The organism is Streptomyces sp. NPDC001532 (assembly GCF_040298625.1).
Classification (GTDB): Bacteria; Actinomycetota; Actinomycetes; order Streptomycetales; family Streptomycetaceae; genus Streptomyces.
In genome coordinates, this window is record NZ_JBEPAL010000040.1 from 66,308 (window position 1) to 82,762 (window position 16,455).

Here is a 16,455-nt window from a genome sequence, read left to right on the forward strand (position 1 = left end):
CTCACCAGTGATGCCGACGACACGTGCCACCGCCGAAGAAGAGCGTTCCGGGGACCGTCCACAAGACCAGGTCGAGGACCGCTCAGCCGTACGCTCCCTGCTCCGCCTCTGGCCGTACGTGAGACCCGTGCGGGCGCGGCTGTTCACCGCCGCGTTCGTCGCGGTCGTCGCCTCGTGCGTCGGCCTGGTCATCCCGCTGGTGCTGAAGTGGCTGGTGGACGGACCGGTCGCCGGGCGCGACCCGGCCGGGGTGTGGCTGGGAGCGCTGTACCTGCTGCTGCTCGGGTTCGCCGAGGCGTTGCTCTTCGGGTTCCGGCGGTGGCTGGTGGCCCGGCCGCTGGCGGGTGTCGAGGCGGCGATGCGGGCGGATCTGTACCGGCATCTCCAGCGGCTGCCGGTGGCGTTCCACGACCGCTGGGCCTCGGGACAGTTGCTGTCCCGGGGCACCGGCGATCTGATGCTGCTGCGGATGTTCCTCGCCTTCCCGTTGACCTTCCTGCTGGTGAACGGGGTGACGATCCTCGTCGGCGTGATCATCATGCTGGTCCAGGACTGGACGCTGGGGCTGGTGATCCTGGGTCCGGCGCTGCCGGTGATGGTCGTCTGCGTGGTCTTCGAGAAGCGGTACGCGCTGGCCGCGCGGCAGGCGCAGGACCAGGTCGGCGATCTGACGACGGTCGTCGAGGAGAGCGTGCTCGGCATCCGCATCATCAAGGGCTTCGGCCGCCATCGCAGTCAGGCGCGGGCGTTCCGGGAGCTGTCGCGGACCCTGCGCGGCACCGAGCTGTACAAGGCGCGGCTGCTGGCGACCATCTGGGCCGCGATGATGGCGCTGCCCGAACTGGCCGTCGGCGCGGCTCTGGTGCTGGGCGCCGTGCGGGTCGCCGACGGGGACCTGTCGGCGGGCACCCTGGTCGCCTTCCTCTCCACGGCACTGGCCCTGCGCTGGCCGGTGGACTCCATCGGCTTCCTCCTCGCCCTCAGCCAGGAGGCCGCGACGGCCACGGAGCGCTACTTCGAGGTGATGGACGCGGAGCCGGAGCCGGAGCCGGCCGCGGACGGCGGACCGGCGGACCGGGCGGCCGGCGGTGACGGCGACGGCGACAGCGACAGCGACAGTGACGACCGGGGTCTGCGGTTCCACGGCGTCACCTTCCGCTACCCGGACGCCCCGCCCGGCTCACCGCCGGTGCTCGACCGGGTCGATCTACACGTGCGGCCCGGGGAGTCGCTGGCGCTCGTCGGCGCGACCGGCAGCGGCAAGACGACGCTGACCGCGCTGGTGCCGCGGCTGCACGAGGTGACGGCCGGGCGGATCACGCTGGACGGGGCGGACATCACCGCGATGTCCCGCGAGGAGCTGCGCGGCCAGGTCGCCGTCGCCTTCGAGGAGCCCACCCTGTTCTCCGCGAGCGTCGGCGAGAACGTGCTGATGGGCGCGTCCGCCGCCGCGGGCCCGGCACAGGTGGAGCGGGCGCTGGCGGTCGCCCAGGCGGACTTCGTGCACGCTCTTCCCCAGGGTGTGGACACCCAGGTCGGCGAGCAGGGCCTGAGTCTGTCCGGCGGCCAGCGGCAGCGGCTGGCGCTGGCGCGGGCGGTCGTCGGGCGGCCGAGGTTCCTGGTGCTGGACGACCCGCTGTCGGCACTGGACGTGCACACCGAGGCGGCCGTGGAGGCCGCGCTGCGGGACGTCCTCGCCGACACCACCGCCCTGATCGTGGCCCACCGCCCGTCGACCGTGCTGCTGGCCGACCGGGTCGCCCTGCTGTCCGACGGCCGGATCACCGCCGTCGGCACCCATCACCAACTGCTGCGCGAGAACGCCGAATACGCCCGGCTGATGTCGGGCGGGGACTGCGAGGACCGCTCGGGGGAACAGGAGGACCGCCGATGACGGTGACCACCAGCGCGCCGCCGAAGGACGAACCCGGCGACCGCGCACCCGGCGGCGACCCGTTCGACCAGGACGTCCTGCCCACCCCGCCCGGCGCCACCGGCGCCCTGCTGCGCTCCCTGCTCGCCCCGATGCGGGCCCGGGTCGCGCTGACCGCGCTGGTGCTGCTGCTCCAGCAGGCGGCGGTGCAGGCGGGCCCGCTGCTGGTGGCCTACGCCATCGACCGCGCGGTGCCCGCGCTGCGCGCCGACGACCACGGTCCGCTGATCGCGGTGGCGGCCGGCTATCTGCTGTGCGCGCTGGCGGCCGGCGCCTTGCAGTACGCGTTCGTACGCGGTTCCGCCCGGGTCAGCCAGGACGTGCTGCTGGATCTGCGCGGCCGGATCTTCCGCCATGCCCAGGCGCTCAGCGTCGACTTCCACGAGCGCTACACCTCGGGCCGGCTGATCTCCCGCTCCACCAGCGACGTGGAGTCCCTGCGCGAGCTGCTGGAGGACGGTCTCCAGGAGCTGGTGATGGTGATCCTGTCCTGTGTGTACACGGCGGTGCTGCTGCTCTGGCTGGACCTGGGGCTCGGCGGGGTGGCGGTGGCGTCGTTCCTGCCGCTGTGGTGGCTGGTGCGGCTGTACCGGCGCCGGGTGCAGCGGGTGTATCTCCAGCGCTCCAGCGCGATCGCCGCGGTGATCGTGAAGTTCGTGGAGACCATGAACGGCATCCGGCCGGTCCGCGCCTTCCGCCGGGAGGCCGCCAACGACGCGCAGTTCGCGGTCCTGAACCGGCGCCACGAGCGGACCAACGGAGACGCGCTGCTGGAGATGGCCCGCTATGTCACCGGCTCGCGGATCGTGGGCAACACCGCGGTCGCGCTGATCGTGCTGTGGGGCGCCTACCGGGTGGCGGACGGCACGCTGGCGCTGGGTGTGCTGGCGGCGGCGGTGCTGTACCTGCGGCGGATGTACGACCCGATCGACCGGTTCGGCATGTTCCTCAACTCGTACCAGTCGGCGGCGGCCTCGCTGGAGAAGATCGCCGGGCTGCTGGCGCAGACGCCGACCGTGCCGGAGCCGGCGACGCCCACCCCGCTGCCGCCCCTGAGCAGCGCGGAGCACCCCGGCCGCACCGTGGTCTTCGACGGGGTGCGGTTCGCCTACCGCACCGGCGGCGAGGTGCTGCCCCGCTTCGACCTCACCCTGCCGGCCGGGCAGACCGTCGCGGTGGTCGGCTCCACCGGCGCCGGCAAGTCCACGCTGGCCAAGCTGCTCGCCCGGTTCTACGACCCGACCGACGGCCGGGTGCTGCTGGACGGGGTGGATCTGCGCGACCTGGCCGTGGCGGAGCTGCGGCGCGGGGTGGTGATGGTGACGCAGGAGGCGTTCCTGTTCTCCGGCACGGTCGCCGACAACATCGCCATCGGCCGTCCGGACGCGAGCCGCGCGGAGATCGAGCAGGCGGCGAAGGCGATCGGCGCGCACGACTTCATCACCGCGCTGCCCGACGGCTACGACACGGACGTGCGCAAGCGGGGTGGCCGGATCTCGGCCGGTCAGCGGCAGCTGGTGGCCTTCGCGCGGGCGTTGCTGGCCGACCCGGGCGTGCTGATCCTCGACGAGGCGACCAGTTCGCTGGACATCCCCGGGGAGCGGGCGGTGCAGCGGGCGATGGCGACGGTGCTGCGGGGCCGTACCGCGGTGGTCATCGCGCACCGGCTGTCGACGGTGGAGATCGCGCACCGGGTGCTGGTGATGGAGCGCGGCCGGATCGTGGAGGACGGCAGCCCGGCCGAACTGGTCGCGGGGACCGGCCGGTTCGCGGATCTGCACCGCGCGTGGCGGGACAGCCTGGCGTGAGCGCGGGCGCGGGCGTGAGCACGGGTGCGAGCGCGGGCGGGCCGGTTCGGCGGCCGGTGATCGACGCGCACGAGGATCCGGGGCGTCCGGACCACCGTGGCGCGGGCCGGTATCTGTGGTGGCTGGTGCGCAGCCAGCCGGGCCGGTCGGCCGCCGGGGCGCTGCTGGGCTGTGTGTCGCTGGCGGTGCCGGCGCTGGTGCCGTATCTGCTGGCGCGGGCGATCGACGACGGGCTGGAGCCGGGCGACGGGGCGGCGCTGGCCGGGTGGTCCGGCGTGGTGCTGGCGGCCGGGGCGGTGCAGGCGTGGCTGAACATCATGCGGCACCGCACGATGACCCGGGTCCGGATGGACGCCAACTTCCGCACGGTGAAGGTGGTGATGGGGCAGGCGGTCCGGCTCGGCGCCTCGCTGCCCCGGCAGGTGGCGGCCGGGGAGGTGGTGACCATCGGCGTGGGCGATGTGCAGACCATCAGCCAGTCGCTGACGGTCGTCGGGCCGGGGGTGGGCGCGGTGGCGGCGTACGGGCTGGTGGCCGGGCTGCTGCTGGCCGTGTCACCGCTGCTGGCGGTGGTGGTGCTGCTGGGCGTGCCGGTGACCGCCGTCCTCGTCGGGCCGCTGATGGGCCGGTTGCAGGGGGTGGAGACCGCCTACCGGGAGCGGCAGCTGGCGCTGACCGCGCGGATCGCCGATCTGGCGGGCGGACTGCGGGTGCTGGGCGGGCTCGGCGGCAAGGAGCTGGTCGCCGAGGCATTCCGGCGGGACTCGCGGCGGCTGCGCGACGAGGGGTACCGGGTGGGCGCGGTGACCAGCTGGATCCAGGCGCTGGGTCTCGGCCTGCCGACGGTGTTCCTGGCGCTGGTCACCTGGCTCGCGGCCCGGCTCGTCGCGCGGGGCGAGATCACCGTGGGTGAGCTGGTCTCGGTGTACGGCTATGTGGCGGTGCTGGTGGTGCCGGTGGCGTACGTCCTGGAGTTCGGCCACCAGATCAGCCGGGGGCTGGTGGCGGCGCGGCGGGTGGTGCGGTTCCTGCGGCTCGACCCGCCGGCGGACGTCGGTGACCTCGACGCCCCGGCCGAGCCGTCGGCGCTGCACGATCCGGAGTCGGGGGTGCGGGTGCCGCCGGGGCGGCTGACCGTGCTGGCCGCGGCCCGGTCCGCCGACGCCTCGGCCGTCGTCGACCGGCTGGGCCGGTACACGTCGTCGGAGGCGACCTGGGGCGGGGTGCGGCTCGACCGGATCGCGTCGGCGCGGGTACGAGGCCGCGTCCTGGTCGCCGACCACGAGGCCGACCTGTTCGCGGGGACCTTGCGCGAGGTGCTGTGCGGGCGCCGGGAGCGGGACGAGACGGCGGTCGCGCGGGCGCTGTACGCGGCGGCCGCCGACGACATCGTCCGGGGGCTGCCGGACGGCCTGGACACCCCCATCGACGCGCAGGGCCGCAATCTCTCCGGCGGCCAGCGGCAACGCGTCCGGCTGGCACGGGCGTTGCTCGCCGACCCGGAGGTGCTGCTCGCGGTGGAGCCGACGTCCGCGCTCGACGCGCACACCGAGGCGGCCGTGGCGGCCCGGCTGCGGGCGGCGCGCGGCGGCCGTACGACGGTGGTGACCAGTACGTCCCCGCTGGTGCTGGACGTGGCGGACCTCGTGCACCACCTGGTCGACGGCAAGGTCGAGGCGACCGGCAGCCATGACGATCTGCTGGCCCGCTCACCGGGCTACCGGGCGCTGGTGGCGCGGGACGCCGGCACCGGAGTGGCGGAGGACCATCGATGAGCGGACGGACGGGACGGCCGCCGGGCGGCCTGCCGGTGGCCGCGCCCGCGCGAGTGCGGCAGGCCGTGCTGGGCCTGGTGCGGGCGGACGGGCGGGGGTTCGCGGCGGTGGTGGCGCTGAACGCGCTGGCCGCCGTGGCGGGGCTGGCCGGGCCGTGGGTGCTGGGCCGGATCGTCGACGAGGTGCGCGGCGGCGCGGGCGTGGACGTCGTGGACCGGCTGGCCCTGGTGCTCCTGGCCTGTGCGCTGGCTCAGCTGCTGCTCGCCCGCTGGGCCCGGTACGCGGGCCACCGGTTCGGCGAGCGGACGCTGGCCCGGATCCGGGAGCGTTTCGTCGACCGGGCGCTGGCGCTGCCCGCCTCGGTCGTGGAGCGGGCGGGCACCGGTGACCTCACCGCGCGCGGCACCGCCGACGTCGCCACGGTCGGCACCACGCTGCGCGACGCCGGTCCGGTGCTGCTGATCGCCTCGCTCCAGGCGCTGTTCCTGGTCGGCGCGGTCGTGGTGCTCGACCCGCTGCTCGGGCTGTGCGCGCTGCTGTCGCTGGCCGGGATCTGGTTCCCGGTGCGCTGGTACCTGCGCCGGGCGCGGCCCGCGTATCTCGCCGAGGGCGCGGCCACCTCCGAGGTCGCGGAGATCCTGGCCGCCACCGCGGCCGGCGCCCGCACGGTCGAGGCGTTCGGTCTCCAGGAGCGCCGGATCGCCGCCTCGCGGGACGCGCTCGCCGAGGCCCGCCGCACCCGGCTGCGCACGCTGTCCCTGCGGACCGGCTTTTTTCTTCCGGTGGACTTCTCCTACGTCGTCCCGGTGGTGGCGGTGCTGCTGGCGGGGGGCGCGCTGCACGCGCGGGGGCAGGTGAGCGTGGGGGCGGTGGTGACGGCGGCGCTGTATCTGCGGCAGCTGACCGAGCCGCTGGACGAGATCCTGGTGCGGGTCGAGCAGTTGCAGAGCAGCAACGCCTCGTTCGCCCGGGTGGAGGGCCTGGCCGAGGCGCCGCGGGCGACACCGGCCGACGGCCCGGACCCGGACGGCGACCGCGTCGACGTCACCGGCGCGCGGTACGCCTACGAGCGCGGCGGCGAGGTGCTGCACGGGGTCGATCTGACGGTGCGGCCCGGGGAGCGGCTGGCGGTGGTGGGCCCGTCGGGCGCGGGCAAGTCCACGCTGGGCCGGCTGCTGGCGGGTGTCGACGCGCCGACCGCGGGCTCGGTGACGGTGGGCGGGGTGCCGGTCGCCGGGCTGGGCCCGGAGCGGCTGCGACGGCAGGTCGTCCTGGTCACCCAGGAGCACCATGTCTTCCTGGGTTCGGTCCGCGACAACCTGCGCATCGCCGAGCCGGACGCCGGTGACGAGCGGCTGTGGGCGGCGCTCACCGCGGTCGGCGCGGACGGCTGGGTGCGCGAGCTGCCGGGCGGGCTGGACGCCGGGCTGGGCGCGACGGGGCACCGCACGGACGGTTCGCAGGCGCAGCAGCTGGCGCTGGCGCGGGTGGTGCTGGCGGACCCGCACACGCTGATCCTGGACGAGGCGACCGCCCTGCTCGACCCGGCGACGGCCCGGCACACCGAGCGCGCGCTGGCGGCCGTGCTGGAGGGCCGTACGGTCATCGCGATCGCACACCGGCTGCACACGGCGCACGACGCGGACCGGGTGGCCGTGATGGAGGCCGGGCGGCTCACCGAACTCGGCACGCACGAGGAGCTGGTGGCGGCGGGCGGGGCGTACGCGCGGCTGTGGCGGACCTGGCACGGGGAGGCGCGCCCGTAGGGGCCCGCTTCGGCAGCCGGTCCGTATATCGAACGTGAACTCCCGGACAACGGACGATTTCCGGCCAACTTTCTGACGCGCTCCTGACAGGAGCCGCGCACTGCTGCCACTCTTCCCACGGCCGCCTCACAGCAACCCCACAGCTCGGCGCACCGCCGCTGTGCCGACGGCCCAGCTCCACGCACGCCCGGACGGCCCACCCGCCGCCCGGTCTCCCCTGGCCGCGCGATCCGCGGCCGCGCAGAAGGAGTCAGTGTTGAGCAGCAGTCCCTCTCACAGACGCACCTCCCACACCCCCCACCGTCGTGCCGCGGCCGTCGCCCTGGTCGGCGTCGCCGCCCTGGTCGCCGCCGCCGTGCAGTCCGGCGCCGCGACCGCGGCCCCCGAGCGGGCGCCGTCCCTCTCGGCCGAGGCCGACCCCGGCGCCCTGCCGAAGAAGCTCACCCCCGCCCAGCGCGCCGAGCTGATACGCGAGGCCGAGGCGGCGAAGGCGCGGACCGCGAAGGACCTCGGTCTCGGCGCCGAGGAGAGGCTGGTGGTCAGGGACGTCGCACAGGACCGCGACGGCACCCTGCACACCCGCTACGAGCGGACCTACGACGGTCTGCCGGTCCTCGGCGGCGACCTGGTGGTCGAGACGGCGAAGGACGGCTCGACCGAGGGCATCACCCGCGCCACCCGGGCCGCCGTCAAGCCGGCCACGCTCACCCCGGCGGTCGCCGCCGCGCGCGCCGAGCGGCAGGCGCTGGCCGCCGCCGAGGCGGAGGACGCCGACAGCCCGGACGTCAACCGCGCCCCGCGCAAGGTGATCTGGGCCGCGAGCGGCACCCCGACCCTGGCCTGGGAGACCGTCGTCGGCGGCTTCCAGCACGACGGCACCCCGCAGGAGCTGCACGTCGTCACGGACGCGGCGACCGGGAAGAAGCTGTTCGAGTGGGAGGCGGTCCAGACCGGTACGGGCAACACCGTGTACAGCGGCACGGTCCCGCTCACCACCACCCAGTCGGGGTCGACGTACAACCTGACCGACGGCGCCCGCGGCGGCCACAAGACGTACAACCTGAACCGCGGCACCTCCGGCACCGGCACCCTGTTCTCGGGCGCCGACGACGTGTGGGGCAACGGCAGCCCGTCCAACCTGGAGTCGGCCGCCGCCGACGCCCACTACGGGGCGGCGCTCACCTGGGACTACTACAAGAACGTGCACGGCCGCAGCGGCATCCGCGGTGACGGCGTCGGCGCCTACTCGCGGGTCCACTACGGCAACAACTACGTCAACGCGTTCTGGTCGGACAGCTGCTTCTGCATGACCTACGGCGACGGCTCCGGCAACGCCAACCCGCTCACCTCGATCGACGTGGCCGCGCACGAGATGACGCACGGTCTGACGTCGGTGACCGCGAAGCTCGTCTACAGCGGCGAGTCCGGCGGTCTGAACGAGGCGACCTCCGACATCCTCGGCGCGGCCGTCGAGTTCCACGCCAACAACTCCTCCGACGTCGGTGACTACCTCATCGGCGAGGAGATCAACATCAACGGCGACGGCACCCCGCTGCGCTACATGGACCAGCCGAGCAAGGACGGCGCGTCGAAGGACAGCTGGTACTCCGGTATCGGCTCGATCGACGTGCACTACTCCTCCGGCCCGGCGAACCACTTCTTCTACCTGCTCAGCGAGGGCAGCGGCACCAAGACGATCAACGGTGTCACCTACAACTCGCCGACCTCGGACGGGCTGCCGGTCACCGGCATCGGCCGCGCCAAGGCGGAGCAGATCTGGTTCAAGGCGCTCACCACCAAGTTCACCTCGACCACCAACTACGCGGGCGCCCGCACCGGCACCCTCGCGGTCGCCGGTGAGCTGTACGGCACCACCAGCGCCGAGTACAAGGCGGTGCAGGACGCGTGGGCCGGCGTCGCGGTCGGTTCCCGCTCCGGCGGCGGCGGTGGCGGCGGCACCTCCTTCGAGAACACCGCCGACGTCTCGGTCCCGGACAACGGCGCCGCGGTGACCTCCTCGGTGACGGTGACCGGCCGGACCGGCAACGCCCCCTCCAACCTCCAGGTGGGCGTGGACATCATCCACACCTGGCGCGGTGACCTGGTGATCGATCTGGTGGCTCCGGACGGGACGGCGTACCGGCTGAAGAACTTCAGCTCCTCCGACTCGGCGGACAACGTGCAGACCACCTACACGGTGAACGCCTCCTCCGAGGTCGCCAACGGCGTCTGGAAGCTGCGGGTCCAGGACCAGGCGGCGCAGGACACCGGCTACATCAACAGCTGGAAGCTGACCTTCCCGTAGACCGGACCGGGCAGCGCGCGGGCGTCGCTCCAGGGGCAAATCCCTTGGGGCGGCGCCCTTTCCGGTTTTCTCTTTACATTCCCGAAACGTTTTTTTGGGAGTTGGTTTTCGGTCAACATCACTTCGGGGGTCCTGACATGTGCACACCACAGGTGTCACTCTTCCCTCACCCGCCGCACGACTTCCCAGCAGGCCCCCACCCAAGGAGTTTGTGTGTCCCCCACGACCCGCCTCTACGCGCGTCACAAGCGCACCACCCTGGCGCTGGCCACCGCCGTCGCCGCCGGAGCCCTCCTGACCACCGGTCTCACCACCGGCTCCGCCACCGCCCAGACCCCCTCCGACACCACGGCCGCGCGCGCCGCCACCCCGCTGGCGCTCTCCGCCGCGACCCGTACGGCCCTGATCCGCCAGGCCGACGCCGCGACCGGGCGGACCGCCGACGAGATAGGCCTCGGCGCCAAGGAGGAACTGGTCGTCCGGGACGTCGTCAAGGACGCCGACGGCAGCCTGCACACCCGCTACGAGCGCACCTACGACGGCCTGCCCGTCCTCGGCGGCGACCTCGTCGTCCACCGGAGCCCGACCGGCGAGCGCGAGGGCGTCACCAGGGCGACGAAGGCGCGGATCGCGGTCGCCGACCTCACCCCGGAGATCACCAGAGCCGCCGCCGAGTCCCAGGCCGTCAAGCGCGCCAAGGCGCTCGGCGGTACCGACTCCGACGCCGCCCAGGCACCCCGCAAGGTCGTCTGGGCCGGCGACGGCAAGCCGGTCCTCGCCTACGAGACCGTCGTCGGCGGCCTCCAGGAGGACGGCACCCCGAACGAGCTGCACGTCGTCACCGACGCGGCCACCGGGGAGAAGCTCTACGAGTACCAGGGCATCGAGACCGGCACCGGCAAGGGCCTCTACTCGGGCACCGTCACCCTCGGCACCTATCTGTCGGGCTCGACGTACCAGCTGCACGACACCTCGCGCGGCGGCCACAAGACGTACAACAAGGCCCGCTCCACCAGCTCCGCGGCCGGCACCCTGTTCACCGACGCCGACGACACCTGGGGCACCGGCACCGCCTCCAGCTCCACCAGCGACCAGACGGCCGCCGTCGACGCCGCCTACGGCGCCCAGGTGACCTGGGACTACTACAAGAACACCTTCGGCCGCAGCGGCATCAAGAACGACGGCAAGGCCGCGTACTCGCGGGTCCACTACGGCAACGCCTACGTCAACGCGTTCTGGTCGGACAGCTGCTTCTGCATGACCTACGGCGACGGCGAGGGCAACACCAAGCCGCTCACCTCGCTGGACGTGGCGGGCCACGAGATGACCCACGGCGTCACCTCGAACACCGCCGGCCTGAACTACTCCGGCGAGTCCGGCGGCCTCAACGAGGCCACCTCCGACATCTTCGGCACGGCGGTGGAGTTCTACGCGAACAACGCCTCCGACCCCGGTGACTACCTCATCGGCGAGAAGATCGACATCAACGGCGACGGCACCCCGCTGCGCTACATGGACAAGCCCAGCAAGGACGGCGCGTCGGCGGACTACTGGTCGTCGAGCCTCGGCAGCCTCGACGTGCACTACTCCTCCGGCCCGGCGAACCACTTCTTCTACCTGCTCAGCGAGGGCAGCGGCGCCAAGACGGTGGGCGGGGTCAGCTACAACTCGCCGACCTACAACGGCGCCGCCGTCACCGGCATCGGCCGCGCCAAGGCCGCGGCGATCTGGTACAAGGCGCTGACCACGTACATGACGTCGACGACGAACTACAAGGGCGCCCGCACCGCGACCCTGAGCGCGGCGTCGGCCCTGTACGGCGCCTCCAGCACCGAGTACAAGGCGGTGGCGGCGGCCTGGACGGCCGTCAACGTCGCCTGACGCACGGCTGGGCCCACGAGACGGCACCCGGCGGGCGGTCGACGCCGGGTGCCGCCCTACTCTGGGGCGCATGTCTCTTGGGGAGTTCACGTACGAGGACGTCGGCGCCACCCGCCGGCCGGGCTTCTGCCCGCCCGGCTTCCGGCCCCTGCACGTCCGCACCCGGATAGGCGAGGGCGAGGCCGTCTTCCACCGGGCCGCCGAGGCGGTGTGCACCTGGGAGATGCACCGGGCGATGGGCGTCGGCATCGACGCCGGCGCGGACCGCGCCGCACCGGACGTCGACGTCACCGTCACCGTCGCCGGGATCCTCAAGGCCCCTTGCCGCGTGGTGTGGACGGTCGAGGAACCCCGCCGCGCCGGCTGGGCCTACGGCACCCTGCCCGGCCACCCCGAGTGCGGCGAGGAGTCCTTCGTCGTGCACCGCACCGGCGACGGCACGGTCTGGCTGACGATCTCCGCCTTCAGCCGCGCCGCCAGGTGGTACGCCAAAGCCGGCGGCCCGGCCACCCGCGGCGTGCAGCACGCCTACGCCCGCCGCTGCGGAAAGGTGCTGCGCCGGCTGTGCGAGTCGGCGCAGTGACGGCGGTTCACCTCATCAGCACCCCCGCCGCCTCCCCCAGCTCGTCCGCCGGCACCGCGAGCACCCCCAGCTCCGCCCCGGAGGCCAGCAGCCGGTGGGCCGGCAGGATGCGGACCGTGTAGCCGAAGGGCCCGGTGCGGTCCAGCGACAGCGGACCCTCGTACACCCAGCGGCCCTCCAGATCCGGACCGCCGGCCGGCTTCAGCGGGACGGCGGCCGCGTCGGCGATGCGGTCCTCGGAGTCGACGCGGCCGGAGACCGCCTGCACCTCGACGTCGTCCGGGGCCAGCTCACCGAGGCCGACCCGGACCCGCAGGGTGAGGGTGGTGCCCAGTTCGGCGGTGGCCCGCGTCGCGGAGGTCTCCACATGGTCGACCGTCACCCCGTGCCAGGCGGAGCGCACCCGCGCCTTCCACTCGGCCAGATCCCGTGCCGCGTCCGGGTCCATGGCGCGATGGGCGTGCGCCGCGGGGGCGTACAGCCGCTCCACGTACTCGCGGACCATCCGGCCCGCCAGCACCTTCGGACCCAGCAGGGTGAGGGTCTGCCGGACCATCTCGATCCAGCGGTCGGGCAGCCCGCCCTGCCCGCGCTCGTAGAAGCGCGGGGTGATCCGCTGCTCCAGCAGGTCGTACAGGGCCGCGGCCTCGATGGCGTCCCGCCGCTCCGCGTCGGTGGCGGCGCCGTCGGCGGTGGGGATCGACCAGCCGAAGTCCGGCTGGAACCACTCGTCCCACCAGCCGTCCAGCACGGACAGGTTGAGACAGCCGTTCAGCGCCGCCTTCATCCCGCTCGTCCCGCACGCCTCCAGCGGGCGCAGCGGATTGTTCAGCCAGATGTCGCAGCCCGGGTAGAGCTTCTGCGCCATCGCCATGCCGTAGTCCGGGAGGAAGACGATCCGGTGCCGCACCCGCGGGTCGTCGGCGAACCGGACCAGATCCTGGATCAGCCGCTTGCCGCCGTCGTCGGCCGGGTGCGCCTTGCCCGCCACCACGATCTGCACCGGCCGCTCCGGATGCAGCAGCAGGTCCATCAGCCGGTCGCGGTCCTGGAGCATCAGCGTCAGCCGCTTGTACGAGGGGACCCGGCGGGCGAACCCGATGGTCAGCACGTCCGGGTCGAGCACCCCGTCGATCCAGCCCAGCTCCGCCGTCCCGGCCCCGCGCTGCCGCCAGGCCGTCCGCAGCCGCTCCCGGACCTCCGTCACCAGCTGCTCGCGCAAGGAGCGGCGCAGCTCCCAGATGTCCTGGTCGGGGATGTCGGCGACCGCGTCCCAGCGGTCGGAGCCGCCGATGGTCAGCGCGTCCTCGGTGCGCTGGGCGCCGATCTGCCGGGCGCCGAGCCGCAGCACCTCGGGCGCCACCCAGGTCGGGGCATGCACCCCGTTGGTGACGGAGGTGATCGGCACCTCCTCCGGGTCGAAGCCCGGCCACAGCCCGGAGAACATCTCGCGGCTCACCCTGCCGTGCAGCAGGGACACGCCGTTGGCGCGCTGGGCCAGCCTGAGGCCCATCACCGCCATGTTGAACAGATTGGGCTCGCCGCCGGGATAGGTCTCCATGCCGAGCTGGAGGATGCGGTGCACATCGATGGCGGGCAGCTCGGCGTCGGCACCGAAGTGCCGGGCTACCAGCTCACGGTCGAAGCGGTCGATGCCGGCCGGGACGGGGGTGTGGGTGGTGAAGACGGTGCCCGCCCTGACCGCCTCCAGCGCCGCGTCGAACTCCAGGCCCTGCGCGCACAGTTCGGCGATCCGCTCCAGGCCGAGGAAGCCCGCGTGGCCCTCGTTGGTGTGGAAGACCTCGGGCCGCGGATGGCCGGTGAGCCGGCAGTACGTCCGCACGGCCCGCACTCCTCCTATGCCGAGCAGCATCTCCTGGAGCAGCCGGTGCTCGCTGCCGCCGCCGTAGAGCCGGTCGGTGACGCCGCGTTCACCGAGGTCGTTCTCCTCCACGTCCGAGTCGAGCAGCAGCAGCGGCACCCGGCCCACCTGGGCCAGCCAGATCCGGGCCCGCAGCGACCGGCCGCCGGGCAGCGCCAGGGTCACCTGGGCGGGGGTGCCGTCGGGCTCCTTCAGCAGGGCCAGCGGCAGCTCGTTGGGGTCGAGGACGGGATAGTGCTCCTGCTGCCAGCCGTCCCGGGACAGGGTCTGGCGGAAGTAGCCGTGCCGGTAGAGCAGGCCGACCCCGATCAGCGGGACGCCGAGGTCGCTGGCCGCCTTCAGATGGTCGCCGGCGAGGATGCCGAGGCCGCCGGAGTACTGGGGCAGGGCGGCGGTGATGCCGAACTCGGGGGAGAAATAGGCGACGGCCGCGGGCAGTTCCCCGGTCTGCGTCTGGTACCAGCGGTCGCCGGTGACGTAGTCGTGCAGATCGTCGGTGACCGTGGTCAGCCGCCGCAGGAAGCGGCGGTCCTCGGCCAGCTCGGCGAGCCGGGCCGGCGGCACGCTGCCCAGCAGCCGTACCGGGTCGCCGCCGCAGGCGGCCCAGCGGTCGGGGTCGACGGACTGGAAGAGGTCGCGCGTCTCCGCATGCCAGGACCAGCGCAGATTGCGCGCCAGGTCGCTCAGCGGCCGGAGGGGTTCGGGTAAAACGGGACGGACGGTGAATCGACGGATCGCCTTCACGGTTCCACCTTGTCGCTGCGCTGACGGACGCGGTGTGCGTCGTTTGTCCTTCTCGACGGTAGTGGCTACCCCGCGTCGCCGTGGCCGACTCCGGGGTCCGCCGCGCCCGGCCCGCCCCGATGCGCCGCTTCCCGTGACCCGGCTCCGCCCGCGGCAGTCGCCCGGTGACGCCGAAAGGGGGAACGGACCCTGCGTCGGCTGCCGGACCCGGCATCGCCGAGAAGTACGGGGGCGCCTCAGCCACCCCCGCGGCACGGTCCGCGCCGGCTGGGCCGTACGAGCGAGCGGGACGCGACCGGGACTTCGCCGACGGCGACGCCATCGCCGCGGTGACGCCATCGCCTCGGACGGCACGGACGACTGGGACGGCACGGACAGCTCGGACCGCGTGGGTCGCGCACGGCCGTCGGTGGCGGCCGCGGCGCCGCCTCGCGAGGGTGTACTTCCGGCCAGTCTTTCGTCGCAAGTGAGCGCCCGCCGGGCCCCCGTCGCGAGCCCCGCCGGGCCGCGGCACACCCGCTCGTCCCGCCGCGGCCACGGCCCCGCGGGGCACCTGTGAGCCTGCCGTGCCGGCCTCACCCCGGGGTCGCGCGGGAGCGGCCCGGCGAAGGCGGCGCACTCCGGTACGGCCATGGCGTCCTCGCATGTCACGGGCGTTGCCGCGCGGTGTCCGGCGGGCCGTCCGAGGGTCGGGCGGGACCCGTTCGCGGGCGCGCTCACGGCGGGTGCGGCGACCGGCGGGGTGCCGGACCGGGGGCCCGGCCCAGCGCGCGGACTTCTTCAAATACCGCGCTGTTGATGGCACAGTCCGGCCATCGGCTCCGTTCGTCCCGGGCGGGGCCGGTCTTGTGTGTAGACATACGCGTGAGTAGTTAACAAAGTGCCGGATTGCCCACCCGAATAGGGTGGGAAGGCTCCTGCGGTACACCTCACAGGCACCTCACGCAGAACCACCTCCCCACAGCAATCCGCCCACCCACGTTGACGCGGACAGGAGCGGTGATGCCCGCCACGCACCACTCGTCAGCACCCCCGACCCTCAAGCCCGAAGCCCCTCCCGCGCACCCGCCGGGCACCGGCCCGTCGGCCCCGGAGCCATCCTCCGCGGGAGACGTCACCGCCGTCGGGCGCATACCGGTCCTCGACGTCCGCCCGGTCGTCCAGCACGGCCGCCGGCCCGCGAAGGCGGTCACCGGCGAGGCGTTCGAGGTCTCGGCCACCGTGTTCCGCGAAGGCCATGACGCCGTCGCGGCCAATGTGGTCCTGCGGGATCCCGAGGGCCGGCCCGGCCCGTGGACCCCGATGCGTGAACTCGCCCCCGGCACCGACCGCTGGGGCGCCACCGTCACCGCGGGGGCGCCCGGCCGCTGGACCTACACGGTCGAGGCCTGGAGCGACCCGGTCGCCACCTGGCGGCACCATGCCCGGATCAAGATCCCGGCCGGCATCGACACCGACCTCGTCCTGGAGGAGGGCGCACGGCTGTACGAACGAGCGGCCGAGGAGGCGCCCGCCGGGGAGCGGGGGCCGGTCCTGGCCGCCGCGGAGGCCCTGCGCGACGAGTCCCGGTCCGCCGCCGCCCGGCTGGCCGCGGCGCTGACGCCGGAGGTGGAGGCGGTTCTCGCCCGGTACCCGCTGCGGGAGTTGGTCACCGCCTCGGACCCGTTGCCCCTGCTGGTGGAGCGGGAGCGGGCGCTGTTCGGGTCCTGGTACGAGTTCTTCCCGCGTTCCGAGGGGACGGCGGAGCGGCCGCACGGCACGTTCCGGACGGCGGAGCG

Annotated in this window: 9 protein-coding genes; 8 read left to right on the top strand and 1 reads right to left on the bottom strand. The window is 73.7% G+C overall.

Translation table 11 applies throughout. The annotated features are described in order from the left end of the window. The first annotated feature begins 10 nt into the window (after positions 1–10). The 7 genes from ABT232_RS29760 (at position 11) to ABT232_RS29790 (ending at position 12,051) form a co-directional block, all read left to right on the top strand. Positions 11–1,894, top strand: a complete 1,884-nt coding sequence (locus ABT232_RS29760) for an ABC transporter ATP-binding protein (protein WP_351845461.1) — start codon at positions 11–13, stop codon at positions 1,892–1,894. Next, on the top strand, positions 1,891–3,741 hold the full coding sequence (locus tag ABT232_RS29765; RefSeq protein ID WP_351845463.1) for an ABC transporter ATP-binding protein: 1,851 nt from the start codon (positions 1,891–1,893) through the stop codon (positions 3,739–3,741). Before ABT232_RS29760 ends, ABT232_RS29765 begins: the two co-directional genes overlap by 4 nt. Positions 3,742–3,797: 56 nt before the next feature. Further along, a complete protein-coding gene (locus ABT232_RS29770) occupies positions 3,798–5,516 on the top strand; it encodes an ABC transporter transmembrane domain-containing protein (protein WP_351845481.1) in 1,719 nt (572 codons plus the stop codon). Further along, the gene (locus tag ABT232_RS29775) at positions 5,513–7,282 is read left to right on the top strand and encodes an ABC transporter ATP-binding protein (protein WP_351845465.1); all 1,770 of its coding nucleotides are present in this window, start codon (positions 5,513–5,515) and stop codon (positions 7,280–7,282) included. Before ABT232_RS29770 ends, ABT232_RS29775 begins: the two co-directional genes overlap by 4 nt. Before the next feature lie 256 nt (positions 7,283–7,538). Continuing rightward, on the top strand, positions 7,539–9,587 hold the full coding sequence (locus ABT232_RS29780; protein ID WP_351845467.1) for a M4 family metallopeptidase: 2,049 nt from the start codon (positions 7,539–7,541) through the stop codon (positions 9,585–9,587). A 213-nt stretch (positions 9,588–9,800) separates the two neighbouring features. Next, entirely contained in the window at positions 9,801–11,468 is a 1,668-nt protein-coding gene (locus ABT232_RS29785) for a M4 family metallopeptidase (RefSeq protein ID WP_351845469.1), read from the top strand. A gap of 70 nt (positions 11,469–11,538) precedes the next feature. Next, positions 11,539–12,051: a DUF1990 domain-containing protein gene (locus ABT232_RS29790; protein ID WP_351845471.1), complete on the top strand. Its 513-nt coding sequence runs from the start codon at positions 11,539–11,541 to the stop codon at positions 12,049–12,051. Between the two features lie 7 nt (positions 12,052–12,058). Here ABT232_RS29790 and ABT232_RS29795 read toward each other — a convergent pair whose 3' ends face one another. Continuing rightward, positions 12,059–14,677, bottom strand: a complete 2,619-nt coding sequence (locus tag ABT232_RS29795) for a glycosyltransferase family 1 protein (RefSeq protein WP_351845473.1) — start codon at positions 14,675–14,677, stop codon at positions 12,059–12,061. Between the two features lie 1,002 nt (positions 14,678–15,679). Here ABT232_RS29795 and ABT232_RS29800 point away from each other — a divergent pair. Then, positions 15,680–16,455 (top strand): maltotransferase domain-containing protein (locus ABT232_RS29800; RefSeq protein WP_351845475.1); only part of this gene is annotated, 776 nt, incomplete at its 3' end.

Bases quoted from the DNA above. Each gene is read 5' to 3' on its own strand.
- ABT232_RS29775 (WP_351845465.1), top strand. From the start codon at position 5,513: ATGAGCGGACGGACGGGACGGCCGCCGGGCGGCCTGCCGGTGGCCGCG.
- ABT232_RS29790 (WP_351845471.1), top strand. From the start codon at position 11,539: ATGTCTCTTGGGGAGTTCACGTACGAGGACGTCGGCGCCACCCGCCGG.
- ABT232_RS29760 (WP_351845461.1), top strand. From the start codon at position 11: ATGCCGACGACACGTGCCACCGCCGAAGAAGAGCGTTCCGGGGACCGT.
- ABT232_RS29765 (WP_351845463.1), top strand. From the start codon at position 1,891: ATGACGGTGACCACCAGCGCGCCGCCGAAGGACGAACCCGGCGACCGC.